We start from the raw sequence: 23,543 nt of genomic DNA on the forward strand, positions 1-23,543 counted from the left end.
CAGGTTGGATGAGTTTTCTTTTCATGTTATACTTTTTTCGACCAATGCAAATAACCTCCACTGCAATGGAGGTTTTGGTTAAATATGGATTAAACTTGGTAGGGCTGGCCCTTCTGCAAGATGGCGAAAATGTGATGCAACAGCTTGTTTGCGCAGGCGATCACAGCCACCTTGTAGGGCTTGCCCTCGTTTCTTTTTTTCTCGTAGTACGAACGGATTCTTGCATTCGCATTCTTTCGCATTCCACATTGCACCGCTAAATATAGCGAACGTCTGAGCCTTTTAGAACCTCGTTTCGTGATTCGTGTACTTGTCGCTGTGAACTTTCCTGAACTGAAAATCCCGGGGTCAAGGCCCGCAAACGCCACAAGTTGCTTCGCATCACTAAACTGTTTCACATCACCTAGTTCAGCTACAATGGCTGCGGCCAGTTTCGTTCCAATTCCCGGGATACTTCTCACCAGTTCGACTTCGGGCAGATTTTCTGCGAGTTCCTCCATTTGTTTTTCGAGTTCCTCCAGTTGCTGAATCATCGTCAACAATAAAGAGACCATTCCGAGCAGTGCCTTGCTTTGAGCGGGGCTACGCCGAATTCCTCTCCATTCATCCAGTACTTCCTCCAGTTTTCTCGCTTTTTCATGGGCCCATCGCTTGGAATGGGATCGTCCCGAATTACCCTGAATGACTTCATTCCAATTCGCCACACTTCCCTCCAAACAATGAGACAGCACCGTCAATGATGTGGTTGAAAACACATTGTAAAATATCTGCTCATACGCCGGAAACACTTGCTCCAGCAAGGCTCTGCTGTTCAGCTTCGCCTGCACAAAGATTCCCGTGACAAACTCATGCTGCCGAGTCAAATGCTGTAGCTCTGTAAACGTCTCATCCCAATTTCGATGTGGCTTCACGTCGCCGCGATAGTACATCTCTGCCAGATGCCAAGCATCTGCAGCATCTGTTTTAACTTTGCGTAACTGCGTTCCCTTGGCTCGCTTGGATTGCAAGGGATTCACAATGTAGTAGGTGTAGCCACTCCGATTCAGACAGGACACCAAGGCACGATGGTAATGCCCAGTCGCTTCCAAAACAACCACAGGAGCAACACCCGTTTCGGCTTGAAGGGCCCCTAACATCTCCGTGAATTGTTCGAATCCACTCGCAGCATGCTCAATGACGATAGCTTTGCCAACGGGTTCATTTCGTTTTTGAAACGCCTGTATCACACTTGAACCTTTAGCGACATCTACACCAACAACAGGTTCCATATGCTCACTCCTTATCTTTTGTTTCGCCGGTCCTTTCCACGATGGTTCCAAACCCATAGCTTCGCTTGTTATACGGGGTCAACTGCCCCTACCAGCCCAAACATGGTCTTTTGGAGGTCGTGGGAGAACTGTTTTTGTTACGAGGTCCTAGCCCCTAAAACCGCCACGTTCTCCCGGCTTCCCCCCATCGTAAAACGACCACAAAAAAAGGCCAACCAGTAATTACTGGCTAACCTGATAATACGAAAACTGCCCTTATGCACCAAACATAAGGACAGTTCTCATTATTCGCTCTTACTTCACAGCCACATAGAACAAGCGCTGAGCGCTGTCTCCGGCCTCTTTCCATTCAAAATCCGCATATACCTTCACGTCTCTAAAACCTGCCTTGGATAACTCCAGCTTCATCCAGTCCGGATTATACGCGCGCTGGACATGAACTTCTTCAAACCGCTGGTACATATCCTTGTTACCATCATCCACACGCGAAAAAATACTGAGATGATGTTCAATCTCACAGCGATCCTGGTCCAAATCACAAGTCCAGATATAAGATACGGAGCGCTCATCCAGTACAAAAGGCTGCTCCTCATCATAACGAATAAGGGTATTGGGATGATGCACATCAAACAGGAACGTTCCACCAGGCTTCAGCATCTCATATGTCCGCTGAAATGTACGAATGACATCTTCTTGTTCAAGCAAATAATTGACACAATCACAGAAAGATATCACCGAATCCACAGGTTCGGGAACTCGCCATTCCCGCATATCCTGCTGCACCCAACGGACACTGCCCTCGCGATACAAGCGATGACCCTGAGGCGTGGCCTCCATCTTGCTGCGCGCAACCGACAGCATATCTGCTGAGAGATCAATGCCTGTAACTTCAAAACCGGAGTTCACGAGCGGGATCGTAATGGAGCCCGTTCCACAGCCAAGTTCAGCGACACTTTTGGGCATTCCATGCTTTTCCCATGCTGTTCTTGCAAACCTTATCCAGTCCGGATAAGGCATATCTTCCATTAATTCATCATACACATAGGCAAATTTCCGGTAAGACATGTCAGGCACCGCACTTTCAATTTCATTTTCGAATTGATCTATATAAGTTGAACCAAAGAATATTTACACTGGACACTCCAATGACAGAACAACCTTCCGATCGCTGTTATCCCCAGATTTTTTTTATTCCTTTTATAAAGGTTTAAATCCGGGGATAAAGGCGAACGCTCCGCTTCTTCAGGTTCTTTCTGTCCTCTCCGTTTCGTGTAAATGTTTAGTTCAATTTATATAACAAAAGAAAAAGCAGGGGCATCCGGTGTTTACCCAGCCTATCCCTGCCTTATCCGAGTTCCATATTACAACTATTTAATCAGGAAGATTACTTGTTTTCACTTTGATCCGCAGGAGCAGATTCGGACAGATACGTCCAGCTTTCCTTTTGGACCACCAATCCGTCTTTCATCAATTTGCCCAAGGCACGCTTGAAAGCAGACTTACTGATGCCAAAGCGCTGCTTGATGATATCCGGCGGAGTTGCATCCGAGTAAGGCATGCCGCCCATAGGACGCTCTTTCATAAAGGCGAGCAGCTTGTCTGCATCTTCGTTACGTCCAACTTGTTTGAGTTGAGTCATGGCCAGATTCACACGTCCGTCTTCACGTACCAGTGTCACCCGACATTTCACTTTTTCACCAAGACGCAGCATATGACTACGTTCGGATGAATGAATCATACCAATTGCGCCAAAGCCCAGTACACCGCCCTCTACAAGTACAAAAGTACCCATCTGCAGTGGCTTGTATACCGTCGCTTCAACCCACTCGTTTAACCATGAAGTTGGCGCATGGAAAGACAATGGTGAAAGCTCACGTTCCCCGGCCAATTTGGCACGCAGGCGTCCTTGCTTGTCATGTTCCATGATTACAAAGACTTCATCCCCCACTTGAGGACGCAGTTCTTCCAGTTCAGGCAATTCACGAATAGGAAGCAGCAATTGCCGTCCAAGGCCCATTTCCAGGAAACAGCCCAGTCGTGGGTGAACATCAGCCACAACCAGTCGTGCCATTTCGCCAAGCATGAGATAAGGCTTTTTCATCGTTACGGCCAGACGATCTTCTGTATCAAAGAATACAAATACCTCAAGCGTCTCACCAATTTTAATATCCCGTGTTAACTCGGTGTAGTGAAGCAGTACATCTTCCGATCCTGTCGTCAAAAAGAAGCCAAACGGAGACACTTCACGTGAAACCGGCAAAGAGACGACTGTTCCAGCAATCAAACTCATACAGTTTCCACCACTTTGGCATCAGACCAGAGTCGTTCAATGTTGTAGTATTCACGCTCGTCGCGGTGGAAGATATGAACAACAACATCGCCCATGTCCATCAATACCCAACGTGCAGAATCCATACCTTCGATACCTTTGATCGTCGCTCCGGCTGCATGAGCCTGTTTGCGAATTTCAGTGGCAATGGCTTGTACCTGTGTATCGGAATTCCCGTGACAAATTACAAAATAATCTGCCACCAGAGAAACATTAATCAGATCCAATGCTACAATATTGGATGCCTTTTTGTCGTCAGCGGCAGCAACCGCCATATTCATAAGTTCTTTCGATGATACTGTCATGAACCAACCTCCATAATCTATAATTGTGTGTTCAAAAAGATCAGTTTTCAGTACCGAGAAGATGGAATAAAGCTAGAAATGGAGTAGCGGAGCGTAGGCAAACTACGTGAGCAACGGACATTTCGGCTGAATTTCAAGTTCGATGCTGATGATGCCGCTAGGCATCCTTCGTAATCAAAGGTGGACTTTTTGAACAACCTCTATAATTGTGCAATTAAGTCATTCCGCGACAGCATGGTCAAAGGATAAATGACACGGCGCTGCGAGATCAACAAGCTGATCGTCGAATCGAATCCGGCAATTAAACCTTCATCCAGACTACGTTCAGCCTGTTCGCGAATGTGATCCACTCCCGGGAAATCTCGTCCCGGTTCAATGTAATCGGCAAGACATACCACTTTGTCCAGCAAGCTCATTCCTACCCGACCCGAGGTATGCCACCGGATGGCATTAATAACTTCGGAATCTTCCACACCGTAATCACGCTTGGCTACAAAAGCACCGACTTCGGAATGCCAGAGCTGCTTGTCATGTTGCAGAAGTTCCTGGTTTAATCCGTTATCACGGATGACCGCTTCCATCTCCGCTACGGGCCAGTACTTCGCCACATCATGCAATATCGCTGCCAGATCTGCTTTCACAGGATCAGCACCGTATTTTTCAGCCAACATCACTGACGATTCCATTACACCCAGTGTATGCTTCCAGCGTTTTTCCGGCATTTGTCCGGATACGGCTTGAATCAGTTCATCACGGCTTAGTGCCATATAAACCGCTCCTTACAATGTATTGGTGCACTTCATCAGGAATCATGAAGCGTACCGAATGACCTTTGGCCAGACGTCTGCGTACGGCTGTCGATGAAATATCGACCAAGGGCATCTCGGCCAGCAGGACCCGATCCTGTAACTCGTCTGGTAAATCATCCAGATGTAACTGGAAGCCCGGCCGACCAACTCCGATAAAGGTTAAGCGTTCTGCAAGCTCTTCAATCTGCTCCCATTTGGGGAGATAGTTCACCATATCCGCCCCGATAATGAAATAAAATTCATGTTCAGGATGGCGACGCCACAGTTCCTTCATCGTATCGATGGTATAAGACACTCCGCCCAATTCCATCTCGATACCCAGCACCTCATATTGCTGCACACCCTTCACAGCCGCTTCCGTCATATCGAGACGTTGCTGTCCCGAAGCTCCGGCTCCGCGTTTGTGAGGTGGAACATGGGAAGGCATGAACCAGATCTCATCCAGTGCATGTGAGTCCCTTGCCGCTTCAGCTGCCAGGAGGTGTCCCATGTGGATCGGATCAAACGTACCACCCATGATGCCGATCTTCACCTGTGTCACGCTCCCTTATCTAGGTAGTTCGATTTGTTTGTTATCGCGAGATTCTTTGTACAGGATGATTGTGTTACCAATCAGTTGTACAAGCTCACTTCCCGTTTCACGGGCAACTTCTTCTGCCATCTCTTTTCTGTCCTCGTCATTGTTGTTCAACACTTGCACTTTCATCAATTCGCGCTTCTCAATCGCATCTTCGATGTGACGGAACAGGTGCTCGTTAGTTCCACCTTTACCAATCTGAAATACAGGGGTCAGGTGATGTGCCTGTGACCGCAAAAAGCGCTTTTGTTTACCGTTTAACATGAATACTCCATACTCCTTATGTTGAGCAGGACCTGATCGACAGCACAAAAACTGTCCGGACCTGACCATTCAATTATTATTTTTCAATGGTGAAAATGATCACTGAGTACACAAGGTGACTCCGATTGCCTGTACTCTTAATATCATTTTCACACTTCAAAACTGTTTAGTACCGCTCGTCTCATCGTCTCCACTGGAGCCGGAATGCCAAGCCAATGTTCAAAGGCCACTGCGCCCTGGTATACAAACATACCCAGACCACCGTGCACTGTGCATCCTCGCATCCGCGACTCCCGAAGCAGACGGGTCTCCAGCGGATTATAGATCAGATCACTCACAGCTGCGCCTTCACGGATCAGTGCGGGATCAACTGGCACGTCATCAACATGAGGATGCATTCCGGCAGCCGTTGTGTTGATCACAATATCAGCCGTAGCCAAGACCGTCGCAGCGTCTTCCATGCCACTGCCTGAGATTTCTCCCAAGCCATGGCCCCGTAAATCCGAAGCGAGTGCAATAGCCCTGTCCGCTGTACGGTTCAGAATGTGGATGCGTTCAGGTTTCTCCAATGCAAGTGCGTATATAACGCCTCTTGCCGCTCCACCTGCTCCCAGTACAGCAATACGTTTACCCGCAAGCTCAGGCACAGCCTCTTCCTTCAGCGATCGGACATAGCCAATACCATCCGTATTGTACCCTGTCAGTGTTCCACTTTCATTGACGATGGTATTCACCGCACCAATCAGGCGAGCACTTTCATCGATCACATCCAGGTACTGCATCACCTGCTCTTTATGCGGGATCGTGACATTGACACCACGATAGCCCAATGCCACAATTCCCCGAACTGCCGCTTCCAATTGATCCGGATGAACATGCAGCGGCATATACATTCCATTCACTCCTGCAGCTTGCAGGGCCGCATTGTGCATTGCCGGTGATTTGGAATGAGCAATAGGATCACCCATAACGCCAAGCAACACAGGAAGTGAAGGGGTGCCCTTTTTATCCTCAGACATAGGTCCGCCTCCAATCCGCTCTGATGTACAGGTTCTGAGATTACATTAGATTAAGGATGGGCGGATCTGTACACGAATGCCTTTTGGAGCATGCACAGCAACAAGCGCTCCAATATCGCCATTAACCTTAATCCAGCCCAGACCCGAGATGAATACATCCGATTGACTGCCGCGTTTGATGCGGAATTCATGTCTGGTCCATTCCGCCATCTCTGCTGCATCCTCACGGGTTGGCGGAGATAACAATTCTCCAAGGTGGTCGCGGTACAGATCATCTGCACGCTCCAGCTTCGTCCGATGAATATCAAGCGCAGTGCTGATAAAACAAGTGAACGACTGGCGATCACCTTCCACAAAGTCAAATCGAGCCATGCCGCCAAAGAACAGCGTCTGACCGGAATTTAACTGATACACAGCCGGTTTAAGCGGTTTTTCCGGCATGATGGCAGCGAGATCCTTACGTGAAACAATCTCGCTGAAACGCCATGGATACACGATTCCAGGCGTATCAATGATATATTTTCCATCATCCAACGGAATGTTCACCATATCCAGCGTTGTTCCCGGATAACGGGATGTGGTCAGTTCCTGCTCCAGATCGCTGTAATCACGAATCAGACGGTTAATCAGTGTGGATTTACCCACATTGGTACCACCAACCACGTACACGTCACGATCTTCGCGATACGTTCCTACAAGCTCAAGCAGTCTGTCGAAGCCCTGATTTTGCTTTGCACTGCACAAGACTACATCCACGGTACGCAAACCCTGTTCTTTGGCTTGCTTCTGTACCCAGTTCCGAACCTTGTTCCAGTTGGTTACTTTCGGAAGCAAGTCCGTTTTGTTCACAGCAAGCAATACCGGATTGTTGCCTACAAAACGTTGCAGACCGGAGATAATGCTGCCATCAAAGTCAAACAAATCAACGATATGGATGACAAGTGCATCCTTATCCCCGATTTTGCTAAGCAGCGCCAGGAATTCGTCCTGATCCACCGTAACGGATGATGACTCATTGTAGTTTTTGATGCGGAAACAGCGCTGGCATATAACCGGTTCACGATCCAATGCCTTCTCGGGGATAAACCCTGGTAATTCCGAATTTTCTGTTTGCAGATGCACGCCACATCCGCTGCACCTTACGGCAAGATTGCCGTTATGCGGTTCTGTCATTTCTTCTTTTCCTCCTCAAGCCATAAGCCTTTCCTGCGTAAACTCGTTAGAGCAATCCGTTCCACGCGTCGATTGAAGCGGGTCATAAAACCTTCGTCCCCAATGGAGATTGGCAGTACCAGAACGGTATATAACCCCATTCGGTTCCCTCCATAAACGTCCGTAAGCATCTGATCGCCTACTACAATCGTGTTTTCAGGAGATAACTCCATCATTTTCATTGCTCTACGAAACGGTACATTCGATGGTTTGCGTGCACTATGCACAAACTGGATATCCAGCGGGGTCGCAAACAGGGATACACGATTCAAATTGTTATTGGACACAATCATCAGCTTGAAACCTGCCTCTTTCACACGTGCAAACCATTCAATCAGTTCGGGCGTAGCGTCAGGGGCTTTGGCTCCAACGAGTGTGTTATCCAGATCAGTTATAATTCCACGGTAGCCTTGAGCGTACAGCTCTTCCAGATTAATGTCAAAAACCGTGTCTACACGCAGCTTGGGCATTAACATTTTAAACAAAGAAGTCACCTCAGTTTCATACGACACACTATATCACAAATCCGTCTTTCCTGAAAATGCATACAGCGCCTGATGGCATAGGAAAAAAGGAAAAACGGGACGGGCAACAACTATGCCCGTTCCGCTTTCAGTTCCTTCCGCAGCTTCAAGGCGGTCTGATAGACGCCCTTCCAGTCGTCGGCAGTTACGGACGCTGGGCTGTAACGAGTCTGTTCAAACTTCGTGAGAAGCTCATGCAATGTTGCTTCTGCAGCAGGTTTGGCCTGGCTCCAGCGGGCTACCGATTCACGAAGTGTCTCGTCTCCGCTCCGGGTCAACCCTTTGCGTTTCACATACTGAATCCAACGCTCGGTCTCTGCCACTACCTTCTGTTCAGGGGTGAGCGGTCCACCTGTCCGTAGACGAAGCAGGAAGAATCGCATGGAGAAACGATTACGCCAGAACATATATGCTACCCACAATACGATAATGGCTCCTGCAGCCCAGATAACAAAAGTTGGGATGGCAGACGATGTCTGCTCAGGTGCAGGGGTCTGCTCTTCCTCTTGTATCGGCTCCTCTTCTGGCTCTTCTTCTGGCTCATCTACAGGTTGTACATCAGGCTGTTCCGTCAGCAGCGGCATATCAAAGCCCGGTGTTGCTTCAACAGGGATCCATCCATACTCACCAAAGTAAACCTCTGCCCAGGAGTGTGCATCTGCATTGGTAACGGTGTAGGTCGTCTCAATCTCCGCGCCAGGTTGACGTGGAGCCTGCATGTCCGAATTCAGGGACAGTTGTCCAGGCGCATAACCTTTAACCCACCTTGCAGGAATGCCCTCCGAGCGCGCCATCATCACCAGCGCAGTGGAGAAGTAATCACAGTAGCCTTCCATAATGTCGAACAGGAAACCTTCCACAAAGTCGCTGCTTACTTTTCGAGATAAATCCGGATTGTTCGTGTATTCAAAATTAGTTTGTAAATAGTTTTGCAGTAATGCCACTTTTTCATACGGAGTATTCGCAGATGCCGTTATCTCGGCTGCCAGATCTGACACCCGGTCAGGGAAACGGGATGGTAACTGCAAGTACATATCATCTGCCGGATTACTGTTATACAGATCTTCAAATGACTTCGTACGAAGCTCATCTTCCACAATCACAGGGGCTTCCGATACGATAGTATACGTCTTGGGATACTGCGGTTGCTGACGGTCTGTCACCACATGAAGTTCAGCCTGTTCGGCATTCCACAACATCCGTTCCGTTCTGTCTTCACCATTAATCGAGCTAACTTCAGCTATCGAATAAGCACCGAAGAGAATCGGATAGACATTATCATTCAGCATCGTTACATTCTGAGTCACTTGTTTGGTATTCACATTACCGGATTCCTGGTTCTCCAGAGGCTGTCCGGCTTCAACATTCTCTGTTGAACCCCGTCCACGGTCATCCCAGCCTGTGCCTGTATACTCTGCACGTGTCTCACCGCGCCAATAACTGCGCTCATTGGTGGTGACAGACATGACAGGGGTATAGTCGAAATTGAATCCTCCACCAAGCTGATTGTCTTCCCTGCTGTATCCCGATTCGGTAGCCGCCGGAATATCAAGGTTTCCATTACCAGCCTGATTGGTGGAAGTTCCGGTATAGTTACGCCAAGCTGTGTATGGATCCGTCAAGGTGGGTGGAATCTCCGGCATATTAACGCTGGCTACAATAATCAAAGAAAAGATAATGGCAATATTGGCCAGGACTTTATAAGGATACCGGATGATTCGTTTCCAACCTTGTGGATACTGTAGCTGATAGTTACGGAAATGCTGACATACGAGCCATCCCATCCCCGCAAACATCACCCACGCGATTTCAATCCAGAGCGGAATCTGAGTGAAAGAATCGAGAATCCCCATCGAAATGATGTTAACACCCAGAAAAACAAGAATGCGACGTGTTGTGGTCACGAGTCGAAGCGCAGCTTCAAGCATCACCCATGCACACAGGGAGAACCAGATGTACGGCGTCATGTGTAATATGAATTGTTCCGCTCGGTCCGTTAAAGAGCCATAAGGGATGTACACCGTATAATCAATTAGCGTTTTATGCAAAATGTAACCAACAACGACCGCCTTGATGATCGCCCGATACATCGTTTTGAAGGGCAGAATGACCTCCAGCACACTAACCGCTGCAAGTGTCCATAACACCAGAGAAGTTGTCTCCGTGTACCACGATTCCTGCGTAAATGAAATCCACTGCATTCCAATCAGGAAAATCCAGAGCAACGACGCTGCATGATACCAGGATCGTTTTCCTGCAACACTTTCATTTCCTTTTGTACTCATACAGAACCTCCCCCCATCACCGTTGGAAGCTCCTGCAAGTGAGAAACAGTGAATGACCTCGTGCCTCTTCCACGCAACATGGCATTCCACTCGGCACTCCGGCGGGATTCACTGGTATCGATCAGAATATGACATGGAGTCATGCCCCGCGTATCGGCCCAGCGCAACAGTTCCATTATTTTTTCATCCTTCTGGGGAGAAATCACGACAAAGTAGGCTCCCTGAGGCAGTTGACGTGCGATTCTTTCCACGCCGGGCAACAGATGGGTATCCTGACCGTTATATTGAATATCCACCAGATGATGCATCATCTTCTGTCGTTCCATCAGACTTTCACTGGGGGCCATGAAGGATGTCTGTTCTGACAATGTCAACAACCCCATCCCCATTCGTTCCCTGACACCATACTCCAGCAGAGAGGCAGCCGTGGAAACGGCAATTTCGAAAGCATCCCCATGTTCATAACTTGATGCCAGCGCATCCAGAACCAGAATGGTTTTGGGCACAGACTCATGTTCAAACTCCTTGGACTTCCAGTTCCCTGTCTTTGCCGTGGCATTCCAGTGAATGCGGGAAAGTCGATCTCCGTATACGTAGTCACGTACACCATTGATCTGAGTGGTCTCTCTCCGTGAACGGGTTAACGCCGTCTGAGGACCGGATAACCGTGATTTGCGGTCGTAGAGCTGCCAATATGGAATAAATACCGTTCTTGGCAGTACACGAAACTCACCTTTGGCCTTAAACTTTCCTCGATGTTCAATCAGTCCAAATATGTCCTCGCTGGCACATTCCGTTTCTGAAAAAACATACTTTCCCCGCTCAAGTGGCGGTGTCTGAAAAGACAACTCGCCATTACCTCGCATATTGGGAATCAAACTTTCCTTGAACGACCACGATTCTCCGTTGTGCCGATGCAGCATTTCACGTACAACAACATAGGGAAGCGGGAGGAATCCCGGAATCGTCAGACTCAGCTGTACTTGAACCTGGTCACCCGCATGCAGCAATTCTTCGTGGTCTGGACCAGAAGATAACCTACGAACTCCTTGAGCACGTCTTACCCCGCTAAATCCAGCTATGGCAAGGTACACACAGAGCAGGGTCACCATCGACAGCAACATAAGGGATGTCTTCCCGCCCTGAAACAAAACATAAGCCAGACAGCACATCCACACCATTGCGATGCTCCATACGCGTGGGTGGCGTAACCCTCTATTGACTGTTCTAAAAAGCGGCTTCATGAACTATTGCCCCATGGAGACGGGCACGCGCACTTGCTGGAGTACGGCTTTCAAAACGGCCTCGGAACTCATACTGTCCAGTCTCGATTCGGGACGAAGCACAATACGATGAGAGATCACATAAGGGGCCATCGTTTTCACATCATCCGGAAGCACATAATCACGTTCCTGCAAGAAAGCAAAGGCTTTTACGGCCATCATGAACGATATGGCTGCCCGTGGGCTGGCACCCAGCAATACAGATGGGTGGGAGCGGGTTTGACGAACAACATCAAGCAGATAGTCCATAACCGGATCACCGATAAAGACCTCCCTAATCTCCTGCTGGATTGCCGATATCTGGTCCATATGAGTCACGGATTCAAGGCGATCTACAGGCTGACCGAGCTGATGCTGTTTCAATAGGATTTTCTCAATTTCTTTATCGGGATAACCCAGACTTATTTTCAACATAAACCGGTCGAGTTGTGCTTCCGGCAAAGTGTACGTACCTTCAAAATCAATCGGATTCTGAGTTGCACAGAGCATGAATGGATGTGGCAGATCATACGTATCACCATCAACGGTTACACTGCGCTCCTCCATAACCTCAAGCAAAGCTGATTGGGTTTTTGTTGTGGCCCGGTTAATCTCATCAGCTAGCAAAATGTTGGTCATCACAGGACCTGGCCGGAAATAAAACCGCTCATCCTTCGGATGAAACACAGATACCCCCGTAATATCACTAGGTAAAATATCAGGATTACATTGAATGCGTCGGTACTCACCACGCATGGATTTCGATAATGCCTTGATTAATTGCGTTTTGCCAGTTCCCGGTACGTCTTCAATCAGAACGTGCCCGCCTGCAAGCAAAGCTGTAAGTAAAAGTTGAATTTCAAAGGATTTCCCCATAATACAGGATTCCAGATTTGAACGAACTGCGGATATGATTTGGATCGACTCTTTGCGCACAGGCATGTGGTCTAACCTCCTAAAAAAGCATACAGATTTCCTTTTATTGTACATGATCCAGAGTCACGAGTACACTCGAAGGAACTCACAATTTGTTTCCAGCCCGTCAGATTCACCGCAATTCACGCATGAATACGACAAAAAAGGCCCGGATAAAAGTTATCCGAAGCCTCTGTTGAGTCGCAATATGTTCAAGTAGATTTCTCATTCTATGTTAGCCTTTTGGTTTAACCACCAATGCCGCGAGAAAAGAAAAGATGATCGCTGACGATATTCCCGCCGCAGTCAGATCGAAAATCCCTGTAATCACACCCAGCCATCCCTCTTTTTCCAGCTCCGTCAATGCCCCGTGCACCAAGGAATTACCGAAACTTGTGATGGGGATGGTTGCACCCGCACCTGCAAATTTAACCAGGGGGTCATACACGCCAAATGCATCCGCAAGCGCACCTGTCACAACAAGTGTACTCATGGTATGAGCTGGCGTCAGTTTAACCCCATCCATTAGAAGCTGTCCGACAACACAGATTAAACCGCCAACAATAAATGCCCACAAGAACTGCATTACCCTTATCCCTCCTTTTCTATGGCTACGGCATGTGCAATACAAGGAATACTTTCACCCTGCTGGTACGAAATCGGAGATAACAGCGCACCCGTAGCAACGACGAGCACCCGTTTAAGATCACCCTTCTGCATCCGGTTCAAAATGTGACCATAGGTGACGGTGGCAGAACATCCGCAGCCACTTCCCCCGGCAACAACATAAGGCTGTTTCTCCCGATCATAGATCATCAGGCCGCAGTCATTAAAAACCGTCTGTTCCATGGGAATGCCTTCTTTTTGCAAAAGCTCTTTCGTAATTGGCAGACCAACGGAAGCCAGATCCCCGGTCACAATGAGATCATAATAGCCGGGTTCCAATCCCGTATCCCTGAAATGAGAGATTATGGTGTCGGCTGCTGCTGGCGCCATGGCTGAACCCATGTTAAAGGGATCTTTGATGCCCAAATCCATAATGCGTCCAATCGTGGCTTTGGTAACAACGGGACCATCACCCGTACGGGAGACCACACCACACCCTGATCCTGTGACGGTATATTGCGCATAAGGCGGCTTTTGGGAACCATACTCCGTAGGATACCGAAATTGTTTTTCCACCGTACAGTTGTGGCTCACCGTTCCTGCAAGGACATAATCTCCAGCCCCGGAGTCAACTATCATGGACGCTAACGCTAACGTTTCCATGGAAGTAGAACAGGCTCCAAAGACACCCAGGTAAGGCACACCCAGTTTTCGCGCTGAAAAGGAACTACTGATAATCTGATTCATCAGATCTCCACCCACAAAAAATTGAAGCTCTTCCTTGGTGATATTTGCATTAACCAAAGCCAGCTGAGAGGCCTGTTCGAGCAGTTTGCGTTCTCCCTTTTCCCACGTTTTCTCGCCGATCTCGAGATTGTCATAGACATAATCGAAATCAGATGACAGTGGACCCTCGCCTTCTTCTGGTCCTACAACTGCGGCTTTACCGATGATCCGCGGACGATTCTCAAACTGCCATGTCTGGCGACCCAATCGTTTCACAGGTGCCCACCTCCAAATCCCAAAAAGGCGTAAACAATCCCTACGACAAATGCTGCCACGACACCAAACACGATAACGGAACCAGCAAGTTTAAACATGTTGGCCCCTACACCGAGCACCAGTCCTTCAGCACGATGTTCCAGTGCAGCAGAACACATGGAATTGGCAAAGCCGGTAACCGGCACAGCAGTTCCTGCTCCTGCCCATTGAGCCATTTTATCGTAAACGCCGAGACACGTTAGAATAACCGATATGAGAATCATGACCGCCACTGTAGGACTGGAAGCTTCCTTCGATGTCATGTCGAAACCGGCCATAAAAGCCTCTTGAATGGCCTGTCCAATCAAACAGACAGTACCCCCAACCAGAAATGCCTTGAGGCAATTTTTCAGGATTGGACGAGGCGGCTCATGTTTTTTTGCGACTTTTTTGTACTCCTTTTCATCCATGGACAGGGACGACGACTTTTTTTCGCTTCCCGATGCAGATTGAGCTGGCAAGATACAAGACCTCCTCTATGTGAAATGGTTCAAAGCTACGGCTCAATGCCAGTGTGTGTAATCCTATATTCATTGTTTGTTAATAATCGGAAGGTTATGTATCCGGCGACAGACAGCATATGTTTCCAACAAGATCATGTTGTGGAAGCAGGATGCGAATACGCCGGTTCTGAGGACTTCTAGATACGTTCTATAAATAAAGAAGAACAATCACGAGCAAGATAAAAAGAACGATAAACAGTACTTTTTCCGTGCCCTCTTCTGGAGGCTTCATTGGATATTTAGCTCCTTCCTGAAACAGACAAACAAATATCGAACATAAAGAACATCACAAAATGATGACATCTCCTCCATATATTCATATTCATTGAAGTGTCATCAGGACTAAGACTAAAGCGGATAAAGTCATGAAACTTGGACACCGTAAGCACCCAAAACATGCCTTAAATACGTGACATAAACATGGACAATCACTTGCGCAAGGTTCATACTGTAATGTGACCAGTGGTTAAATAACAACAGGCCGGTAGCCGTTCTACTGTGACCTGAAATACATACCAACAGAGGAGTTGTAGACACATGAATGAAAAAACGATGGATATGTTTCGTACGTTGACGGAATTTCCTTCCGCATCCGGTTTTGAACGTGAGCTTCGCGGCTGGATGAAAGATAAGCTTTCCGCTTATACCGATGAGTTCGTCCAGGATCGTCTGGGGAGTCTATTTGGTGTATTACGCGGGGAGGAATCCGGTCCCAAAGTTATGGTAGCCGGACACTTTGACGAAGTAGGTTTCATGACTACTGGCATTACGGAAACAGGCATGATCAAATTCCGCCCACTGGGTGGATGGTGGAGTCAGGCTGTACTGTCTCAACGATTGGAAATTATCACACCTGATCGTCGGATTACCGGAGTGGTAGGTTCTACACCTACACATTTGCTGGACGAGTCGCAGCGGAACAAACCTGTGGATCTGAATACCATGTATCTCGACATTGGGGCGGACAACCGTGCGGAAGCAGAATCTTGGGGCATCCACCCAGGTATGCAGATTGTGCCGATCTGTGAATTCACACCTATGGCCAATCCTAAGAAGATTATGGCTAAAGCGTGGGATAATCGTTACGGCGTAGGACTTGCACTTGAACTGGTTGAAGCGCTTCACAAGGAAAAACTGCCTAACACACTCTATGCTGGTGCAACGGTTCAGGAAGAACTGGGGCTTCGCGGTGCACGTACGGCGGCCAATCTGATTCAGCCTGATATCTTCTTTGCACTTGACTGTAGCGCGGCGAATGATATGACAGGTGACAAACAATCCTTTGGACATATCGGAGAAGGCGCATTGCTTCGTATTTTTGACCCGGGTATGTTCACCCATCGCGGAATGGTGGAATATGTTCAAGATACGGCTTCATCCAATCAGATCAAAATGCAGTATTTCATCTCACCAGGTGGTACCGATGCAGGTCAAGTTCACCTGAGTGGCATTGGTGTACCATCAACAGTGATTGGTATCTGCGCACGTTATATCCATACCTCATCTTCCATCATTCATACGGATGACTACGATGCAGCCAAAGAACTGATCGTGAAGCTGGTCAAAGGTCTTGATCGGACAACGATGAATACCATAATTAATAACGCGTAATAGCTGTCAAGAGACCTCCTAACAATCGGGAGGTCTCTTTTTTATATTCACAACGATATCAGTTAGATACGTAGATTAATAGGCCGAACATTATAGGGAATTAAACATAAGATACAATAACGGAAGATGAATTAAACACCAAGCAGCGGGGGACCTGTTATGGCAGTGAGAAGGAATGGAAAATCGAATAAAGGCTCCAAAAAAACAAATGCCGCAAACACCCTTCTCAATGGCAACCTTAAAGGAAGAAATCTGGAACTTATCGTTGCAGCATTACTGGTCAGTGGGAAGTTAAGAGTGGATGCGGTCACGTTGTTTCGAGAAGCTACACTGGTCGTTGAACTGGTCGGACAATATAAAACGTTACAAAATATCACACCATCGAATCAAGACAAACTGGTGCAATTCCTGGATGAGATTGGTGGGGACATGACGTTGAATGATGTTATACGGGCTTTCCAACAAAGAATCAATTCTTAACGCCAAGAAATGAGGTTGAAGTGATGTCTGACTTTGACGGAACTGGGTTCGCTGAGCTATTGATTATTGTCATTCTTGTTGTTTTATTTGTATTTGGTTCTTCCGATATTGACGACCTGACTGATTCTCCTTCTCAATCCTGAATTAGCTAGGTTATTACGATCCATTCATTATGAAATGCATACCTGTAAACGCCAGCCCACATTATGCGGGCTGGCGTTTTTGGATGGCTATAGAAATAGCGGTGAGAATGCAATCCAGGCCAAAATAAGACTAAGCACAATGCAGACATTCTCTACAACGGCCCCACGCTTGGTCCCTGTACTCATCAGATTCACCCGTATGCGCCACTTGAGCGGTGGTAACGGACGAATACCCCGATTGGTTAGTGAATCGGCCAACAGATGCATCGCATATGCAGTTCCTCCCGCTACCCAGATCTCAGGTCCCTGCTGCTGGGTCGTGCTGTACAACAAGCCCGCCCATATTGCGGTTCCGTACAGGGTATGTGTCAGTCCCCTATGAGTTAGCGTGGTGCACAGCATAAGCAGGCTACCTGCAATCAGATTCCACGGTGCAAATGCGTGACCATAAAAGACCAGCCCGAGTCCAATCGCAAACATCAACACTTTGCGAAGCGAACGCGAAGGCAGGAATGACACAAGCGCAATGAGGATCGCAAGCAACAGGTTCCATGGTTTGGCATGAACATAGAAGTACACAAATACAGCTGTGGGCAACAGAATCGTCTGTAACAACCTGATCAGGCTGTTAGGCAAGGCTCTGGATACCAGCAGCGAATTCGGCTCATCAATGTCAGGCAATAACGAACCAATCAGAGCAACCGTAACTGCCGGCGCAGTCACTGGCATACCGGCCAACTGCAGAACAGAAAGCGACACGCCTGTCCCGATAATAAGGTGGGATCTTCCCATCATGATGCAAAAACGTCCTTTCAAAGAAATCGGGAACAATACGGCCCAGTTCCGATTTTACAACGAAAACAAAATAAGAACAATAGTTCGCATTTCTTATTTATATAAAATAAATATCACTTTCTGTGATGGGGCTCACACTATAATATTTATGACTCTTCTATCTTTATTAGTGAATTAAATCACATAAACTGTCGTCAACTACTTGTATAATTTCAAATATAAACCACTAAAATTGTTGGTAATGTACAGCGTCTATCCAAGGAGGCATACACACATGAACGGAAAAAAAGAGAAACTCGTTATCATAGGTAACGGAATGGCAGGAATCAGTACCGTAGAACAAATTTTGAAATTAACTACGCGATTTGATATTACTGTTTTTGGCACAGAGCCCTACCCTAACTACAACCGCATTATGTTGTCCTATGTATTGGAAGGAAGCAAAACACTGGATGACATCGTCCTGAATGATCTCCACTGGTATCAGGATTATGGTATTACCCTCCATACAGGAACAACCGTAACCCGAATTGATTCGGATGCCCATGAGGTTGTGACGGAGGATGGAACTCGCTTCCCTTATGACAAAATCATCATTGCGACTGGCTCTAACTCCTTTATTCTCCCCGTACCTGGACATGACAAAGAAGGTGTTGTCGGTTTCCGCGATATCGCCGATTGCAATGTCATGCTGGAAGCTGCTAAGCAATATAAACGAGCGGCCGTTATCGGAGGCGGACTGCTGGGCCTTGAAGCTGCCAAAGGGTTGGTACAACTTGGCATGGAAGTTACCGTAGTGCACTTGATGCAGGATCTGATGGAGCGTCAGCTTGATCCGCAAGCTTCAGCCATGTTGAAGGCGGAACTCGAACGTCAGGGTATCCGGTTCAAAATGGGTGCGCAGACTTCCGAACTGCTGGGCGGCGAACGGGTTGAAGGGATACGTTTTGCAGATGATACGGTTTTGAATGTTGATTTTGTGGTCATGGCTGTAGGCATTAAACCCAATACGGCTGTAGCCCGCGAAAGCGGTATGGAAGTCAACCGGGGTATTGTCGTGGATGACTATATGCAGACTTCACTTGAAAATGTGTACTCGGTCGGGGAATGTACAGAGCACCGCGGGGTATGTTACGGCCTCGTTGCCCCATTGTTCGAGCAAGGTATGATTCTGGCGAAACATATCTGCGGGGTTGAAACGGCTCCTTATGAAGGTTCTGTTGTATCCACGAAATTGAAAATTTCGGGTGTGGACGTGTTTTCAACTGGTGAATTCATCGACAGTCCGGAGCACACCGTCATTTCGCACAAAGATGACTGGAAACGGACTTACAAAAAAATTCTTCTTCGTGATAATAAAATGGTCGGCGCCGTGCTCTTTGGTGACATTACGGATTCTGCCGAATTGCAGAAGCTGATTAAACAGCAGACCGAAATGACCGAAGAATTGTATGGTTCACTCATGGGTACAGGCTGCGGTGGTCATAAGAAAGCAACCTCTGTTGAAACGATGCCCGAGGACGAGATCGTCTGTGGATGTAACGGGGTAACCAAAGGAACCATTGTTGATGTTATTACAAACCAGGGCCTTACTACTGTAGATGAAATCAAAGCCTGTACCGGTGCAACCCGCTCTTGCGGTGGATGTAAACCGGTGGTTGAACAGATTCTGCAATATGTACTTGGAGACAGTTTCAGTAGTGGAGCCAAACAGGGAATATGCGGATGTACTTCCATGGGACGGGATGAGATTGTAGCCGAGATTCGTGCAAAGGGATTACAAACGACCAAAGAGGTCATGAATGTACTGGGTTGGAGTCAACCTGAAGGTTGTTCCAAATGTCGTCCGGCGATCAACTACTACCTTGGCATGATTGCACCAGATACACACGAAGATGAGAAAGAATCCCGTTTTGTTAACGAACGTATGAACGCGAATATTCAAAAGGATGGAACGTATACGGTTGTACCTCGGATGTATGGCGGGGTGACTACACCAGCGGACCTCAAACGAATCGCTGACGTATCAGTCAAATATGATGTGAAAGCAGTCAAAGTGACTGGCGGTCAGCGTCTCGACTTGATTGGTGTTAAAAAAGAAGATCTGACCAAAGTCTGGGCTGAACTGGATATGCCTTCAGGTTATGCATACGCCAAATCGCTTCGTACGGTCAAAACATGTGTCGGCTCCCAATTCTGCCGATTCGGTACACAGGATTCCATGGCCATGGGCGCTCGCATCGAACGTAAATTCGAACGTCTGGATCTGCCAGCCAAGTTTAAATATGCTGTCAACGGTTGTCCGCGGAACTGTGCAGAGGCATGTACCAAAGATATTGGTATCGTTGGTAACGACGGAGGCTGGGAAATCTTCATCGGTGGTAACGGTGGTATTAAAGCAAGACTGGCTGATTCCCTATGTAAAGTGAAAACGGATGAAGAGTTGATTGAACTGTGCGGAGCCATCATGCAATATTATCGCGAGACAGGTAACTATCTGGAACGGACGTCCGAGTGGGTGGAACGCATGGGTCTGGAGCATATTCGTTCGGTGGTTGTGGATAACCTTGAGGAACGTAAAGCGTTGATGCAGCGGATTGAATTTGCACTTGAGCATGTTGAAGAACCTTGGCAAAAAACGATTCGCAATGAAGAAGGCCAAAGCAAAATGTTCCATGGTATCGAAGTATCGGCTCGTCCATAAGTAAGTTCGCAAGATTAATATTGCCGGAATGTTAAATATAGATAAGGAGTGGTTTAAGATGACGACAAAACAATCAGGCACCTACTTCCCTGCCGGAGTAGTTGAAGAATTCCTGCCACGAATCGGAAGAGTAGTTGAAATTAAGGATCAACAGCTTGCTGTCTTTCGTGCATCGGATGGAACCATCTTTGCTGCGGATAATCACAATCCCCACCCTAAGGGTGGGCCGCTGGCTGAAGGCATCGTGTCCGGGCATTATCTGTACGATCCGCTGTATGATTGGAAAATCGACCTGACTACCGGTCTTGTGCAAGCACCGGACAACGGTCAAGTACAGATGTATCCGGTGAAGGTAGAGAACGGCCAGGTCTGGATTGAAATATAGCTCCATTGAAACGTTCAAAGATTGATGCAAAATAATGGGGGAAACCGTGATGTATACACCAAGTGTTGAGGGAATTATTGAAGCTGCGGTTAAAAAACGGGATCAAATGAACGCAAGCCTGTCACGGTATATGGTTGCTGCCTTGATGGCTGGTGCCTATGTAGGACTTGGCATCGTTCTGATCTTCAGTATCGGTGCTCCGCTCCTTGCGGCGCAGTCACCACTGCAAACCATGTTGATGGGCATGTCCTTCGGACTCGCGCTCACGCTGGTTATCTTTGCCGGATCGGAACTGTTTACAGGTAACAATATGTTCTTTACCATGAGTACACTGGCAGGCCGAACCACAGTGAACGAAACGCTGAAGAACTGGGGGCTCGTCTTTGTTGGTAACCTGCTTGGCGCAATTCTATTAAGTCTACTTATAGTCGGTAGCGGCCTGTTCAAAACGGCCACACCCGAACATCTGCTGTTTGTCGTCTCTGCCAAAAAGATGGCGGCGCCCGTATCTGAGTTGTTCTTCCGAGGAATTCTCTGTAACTGGCTCGTCTGTCTGGCGATCTGGATGGCCGCTCGCTCCAAAGAAGATATCGCCAAACTTGTTCTAATCTGGTGGTGTCTGTACGCATTTATCGCAAGTGGTTATGAGCACAGTGTTGCCAATATGACTTTGCTGTCTTTATCCTGGTTGCTGCCAAACCACCCGGATACAATCACGATGGCAGGCTGGTTCCACAACATGATTCCGGTGACACTTGGTAATATCATCGGTGGTGCCCTCTTTGTCGGCATGGCGTACTGGTACACTTCTCCGGTACGTAAAAAGTCATAATTCTTGATTCAACTGCCACGATGGATGCCGAACTCACGTTCAGTCACACATCGTGGCTTTTTATTGTTTGTTGATAAGCTGTTACTCTCTCGTACGGTTCCCATTCATCCTCTCGTCCTTTTATAGCTTCATTTTACCTTCGTTGCTATCCGCGTTAATCCACAGTTGACATAACTGGCGTATAGTCGATGGATACTCACACTTATACTCAACCAGCAAAGGATGATCGCTTATATGGGAATCCATACGTACTTCAGGTCACTGAATGATCTTGAACGTATTATTCGTACACCTGGCAAATTCAAATTCGAAGAACACAGCGTATCCGCCCATTCCTGGAAAGTCGTACAGTACGCCAAAACACTCGCAGATATTGAGGAGCAACATGGAACCACCATCGATTGGAAGAAGTTATACGAAATTACGAGCAGTCATGATTATGGCGAAATCTTCATCGGTGATATCAAGACCCCGGTCAAACATTATTCACTGGAGCTGCGTTCGATGCTGCAAAAGGTGGAAGAAGGCATGGTTGAACATTTTATTAATGAAAATATTCCTGAAGAGTTCCAGCCTATTTTCCGCAGACAGCTGCGTGAGGGCAAAGACCAATCGGTTGAAGGACTGATTCTCGAAGTCGCAGACAAGATGGATCAGGTATATGAAGCCTTTGCTGAGCTCCAACGTGGCAATACGGAGAAAGAATTTATCGTTATGTACCGTTATGCCTTGGTCAAAATCAAAAATATCGACCTCCACTGTGTGCAGTATTTTCTGGAACAGATTCTCCCCGACATGATCGAAGAAGGTATCCGCTCCCCGTTTGATATTCGCAAAATAACCGAAGAAGCTCTGGCCCAGTGATCAGCTCAAGTCAACATGGTGCTCATCATCCATGGACAGGGCTTTTTTTCGTTCCTGCAATTGCAGTCGGTATTCGCTAGGATACATGCCCGTTTTGTTTTTGAAGATCCGGCTGAAATAGTGGGAGTCACTATACCCTACCGCTCCACCAATGGTCTTGATATCCATATTCTCGTGAGTGACGAGCATGCGCTTCGCTTCATTAATCCGCAGACCTGTCATATATTTCAGTGGAGTCTCCCCCGTCACCTTCTTGAAGCACTTTCCCAGATAGTCCACACTAAAATGCATCTGTCCCGCCATGTCCTGGAGTGTAATCTCATGCATGTAATTCTGCTTCAAATACAACTTAACAGCCTCTGCGATATCCTCCGGCTTCACCTGCTCATCCAGCACGGCACTGACATGGGCAAGCGAATCCACAGCGCTCCCAAGCTTCAATTCCATCGCATCCAGCAGTGTCCGAAGCTGTTCTTCCGATAATGGTTTGAGCAGATAATCCTCCACCTTGTAACTGATCGCCTGCCGTGCATATTCGAATTCATGATAACCACTCAGAATGACAATTTTCACATGCGGATAGGCAAAATACAGATGTTTGGCGAGTTCCAATCCATTCATTACCGGCATCTGTATATCAGTTACGACCAGATCAGGTACGGAATGTTCAATGAGCTGTAACGCTTCCTGACCGTTCCGCGCTTCACCGATCACCTCGAACCGGGTGTCCAGCTCTCTGAATTTGCGCGAGACATTCCGGCGAATCAAGGCTTCATCTTCCACAATAATCGTTCTATATTTGATTGTCAT

24 protein-coding genes are annotated in these 23,543 nt (G+C 47.5%); 6 read left to right on the top strand and 18 right to left on the bottom strand.

The features are described 5' to 3' along the window. Positions 1-89: 89 nt before the first annotated feature. The 16 genes from MKY66_RS21320 to spoVAC all read right to left on the bottom strand — a co-directional run bounded on the left by MKY66_RS21320 (position 90) and on the right by spoVAC (position 14,826). Positions 90-1,268 (bottom strand): IS110 family transposase, encoded by a 1,179-nt coding sequence (locus MKY66_RS21320; protein WP_076217271.1) that lies wholly within the window; start codon positions 1,266-1,268, stop codon positions 90-92. A 294-nt stretch (positions 1,269-1,562) separates the two neighbouring features. Then, positions 1,563-2,333: a class I SAM-dependent methyltransferase gene (locus MKY66_RS21325; protein WP_076214305.1), complete on the bottom strand. Its 771-nt coding sequence runs from the start codon at positions 2,331-2,333 to the stop codon at positions 1,563-1,565. Between the two features lie 319 nt (positions 2,334-2,652). Next, complete coding sequence (locus MKY66_RS21330) at positions 2,653-3,558, bottom strand: S1-like domain-containing RNA-binding protein (RefSeq protein WP_036668546.1); 906 nt, start codon at positions 3,556-3,558, stop codon at positions 2,653-2,655. Further along, positions 3,555-3,902 (bottom strand): ribosome silencing factor, encoded by a 348-nt coding sequence (rsfS, locus tag MKY66_RS21335; protein ID WP_036615136.1) that lies wholly within the window; start codon positions 3,900-3,902, stop codon positions 3,555-3,557. The genes MKY66_RS21330 and rsfS overlap by 4 nt, the downstream gene beginning before the upstream one ends. 200 nt (positions 3,903-4,102) lie before the next feature. Next, positions 4,103-4,669, bottom strand: a complete 567-nt coding sequence (gene yqeK / locus MKY66_RS21340; RefSeq protein ID WP_076214302.1) for a bis(5'-nucleosyl)-tetraphosphatase (symmetrical) YqeK — start codon at positions 4,667-4,669, stop codon at positions 4,103-4,105. Then, positions 4,653-5,243 carry a nicotinate-nucleotide adenylyltransferase gene (locus MKY66_RS21345; RefSeq protein ID WP_074095918.1) on the bottom strand — a complete coding sequence of 197 codons (591 nt, stop codon included), beginning with the start codon at positions 5,241-5,243 and terminating at the stop codon, positions 4,653-4,655. Before MKY66_RS21345 ends, yqeK begins: the two co-directional genes overlap by 17 nt. A gap of 15 nt (positions 5,244-5,258) precedes the next feature. Beyond that, complete coding sequence (gene yhbY / locus MKY66_RS21350) at positions 5,259-5,552, bottom strand: ribosome assembly RNA-binding protein YhbY (RefSeq protein WP_017687186.1); 294 nt, start codon at positions 5,550-5,552, stop codon at positions 5,259-5,261. A gap of 149 nt (positions 5,553-5,701) precedes the next feature. Further along, entirely contained in the window at positions 5,702-6,571 is an 870-nt protein-coding gene (gene aroE, locus MKY66_RS21355) for a shikimate dehydrogenase (RefSeq protein ID WP_076214300.1), read from the bottom strand. 45 nt (positions 6,572-6,616) lie between these two features. Further along, complete coding sequence (gene yqeH, locus MKY66_RS21360; protein WP_017687184.1) at positions 6,617-7,744, bottom strand: ribosome biogenesis GTPase YqeH; 1,128 nt, start codon at positions 7,742-7,744, stop codon at positions 6,617-6,619. Then, on the bottom strand, positions 7,741-8,268 hold the full coding sequence (locus MKY66_RS21365) for a YqeG family HAD IIIA-type phosphatase (RefSeq protein WP_036615148.1): 528 nt from the start codon (positions 8,266-8,268) through the stop codon (positions 7,741-7,743). The genes yqeH and MKY66_RS21365 overlap by 4 nt, the downstream gene beginning before the upstream one ends. A 110-nt stretch (positions 8,269-8,378) precedes the next feature. Then, on the bottom strand, positions 8,379-10,592 hold the full coding sequence (locus tag MKY66_RS21370; RefSeq protein ID WP_076214297.1) for a transglutaminase domain-containing protein: 2,214 nt from the start codon (positions 10,590-10,592) through the stop codon (positions 8,379-8,381). Beyond that, positions 10,589-11,773, bottom strand: a complete 1,185-nt coding sequence (locus MKY66_RS21375; protein WP_237175703.1) for a DUF58 domain-containing protein — start codon at positions 11,771-11,773, stop codon at positions 10,589-10,591. The genes MKY66_RS21370 and MKY66_RS21375 overlap by 4 nt, the downstream gene beginning before the upstream one ends. Before the next feature lie 66 nt (positions 11,774-11,839). Next, complete coding sequence (locus MKY66_RS21380; RefSeq protein ID WP_076214295.1) at positions 11,840-12,796, bottom strand: MoxR family ATPase; 957 nt, start codon at positions 12,794-12,796, stop codon at positions 11,840-11,842. A gap of 208 nt (positions 12,797-13,004) precedes the next feature. Then, the gene (spoVAE, locus tag MKY66_RS21385; RefSeq protein ID WP_076214292.1) at positions 13,005-13,355 is read right to left on the bottom strand and encodes a stage V sporulation protein AE; all 351 of its coding nucleotides are present in this window, start codon (positions 13,353-13,355) and stop codon (positions 13,005-13,007) included. 5 nt (positions 13,356-13,360) lie between these two features. Beyond that, a complete protein-coding gene (gene spoVAD / locus MKY66_RS21390; protein ID WP_076214289.1) occupies positions 13,361-14,377 on the bottom strand; it encodes a stage V sporulation protein AD in 1,017 nt (338 codons plus the stop codon). Further along, on the bottom strand, positions 14,374-14,826 hold the full coding sequence (spoVAC, locus tag MKY66_RS21395) for a stage V sporulation protein AC (RefSeq protein WP_047844446.1): 453 nt from the start codon (positions 14,824-14,826) through the stop codon (positions 14,374-14,376). Before spoVAC ends, spoVAD begins: the two co-directional genes overlap by 4 nt. Before the next feature lie 630 nt (positions 14,827-15,456). On the opposite strand from spoVAC, the gene MKY66_RS21400 reads away from it, so the two are divergent. Together MKY66_RS21400 and MKY66_RS21405 are read left to right on the top strand one after the other, a co-directional pair. Next, positions 15,457-16,530: a M42 family metallopeptidase gene (locus tag MKY66_RS21400; RefSeq protein WP_076214286.1), complete on the top strand. Its 1,074-nt coding sequence runs from the start codon at positions 15,457-15,459 to the stop codon at positions 16,528-16,530. A 159-nt stretch (positions 16,531-16,689) separates the two neighbouring features. Further along, complete coding sequence (locus MKY66_RS21405) at positions 16,690-17,010, top strand: hypothetical protein (protein WP_076214284.1); 321 nt, start codon at positions 16,690-16,692, stop codon at positions 17,008-17,010. Positions 17,011-17,240: 230 nt separating this feature from the next. Here the strand turns inward: MKY66_RS21405 and MKY66_RS21410 are convergent, their stop codons facing one another. Then, the gene (locus tag MKY66_RS21410; protein WP_076214282.1) at positions 17,241-17,948 is read right to left on the bottom strand and encodes a metal-dependent hydrolase; all 708 of its coding nucleotides are present in this window, start codon (positions 17,946-17,948) and stop codon (positions 17,241-17,243) included. A gap of 274 nt (positions 17,949-18,222) precedes the next feature. Between MKY66_RS21410 and nirB the strand changes: the two genes are divergently transcribed. The 4 genes from nirB to MKY66_RS21430 all read left to right on the top strand — a co-directional run bounded on the left by nirB (position 18,223) and on the right by MKY66_RS21430 (position 22,733). Continuing rightward, positions 18,223-20,652, top strand: coding sequence for a nitrite reductase large subunit NirB (gene nirB / locus MKY66_RS21415; protein ID WP_076214278.1), 2,430 nt, complete (start codon positions 18,223-18,225; stop codon positions 20,650-20,652). Between the two features lie 58 nt (positions 20,653-20,710). Beyond that, positions 20,711-21,037 (top strand): nitrite reductase small subunit NirD, encoded by a 327-nt coding sequence (nirD, locus tag MKY66_RS21420; RefSeq protein WP_076214275.1) that lies wholly within the window; start codon positions 20,711-20,713, stop codon positions 21,035-21,037. Positions 21,038-21,086: 49 nt separating this feature from the next. Continuing rightward, positions 21,087-21,869 (top strand): formate/nitrite transporter family protein, encoded by a 783-nt coding sequence (locus tag MKY66_RS21425; RefSeq protein ID WP_076214272.1) that lies wholly within the window; start codon positions 21,087-21,089, stop codon positions 21,867-21,869. A gap of 234 nt (positions 21,870-22,103) precedes the next feature. After that, entirely contained in the window at positions 22,104-22,733 is a 630-nt protein-coding gene (locus MKY66_RS21430) for a YfbR-like 5'-deoxynucleotidase (RefSeq protein WP_074095934.1), read from the top strand. On the opposite strand, the gene MKY66_RS21435 is transcribed toward MKY66_RS21430, so the two are convergent. Next, complete coding sequence (locus MKY66_RS21435; protein WP_036668535.1) at positions 22,734-23,543, bottom strand: response regulator; 810 nt, start codon at positions 23,541-23,543, stop codon at positions 22,734-22,736.

Source organism: Paenibacillus sp. FSL R5-0766, assembly GCF_037971845.1.
Lineage (GTDB): Bacteria > Bacillota > Bacilli > Paenibacillales > Paenibacillaceae > Paenibacillus.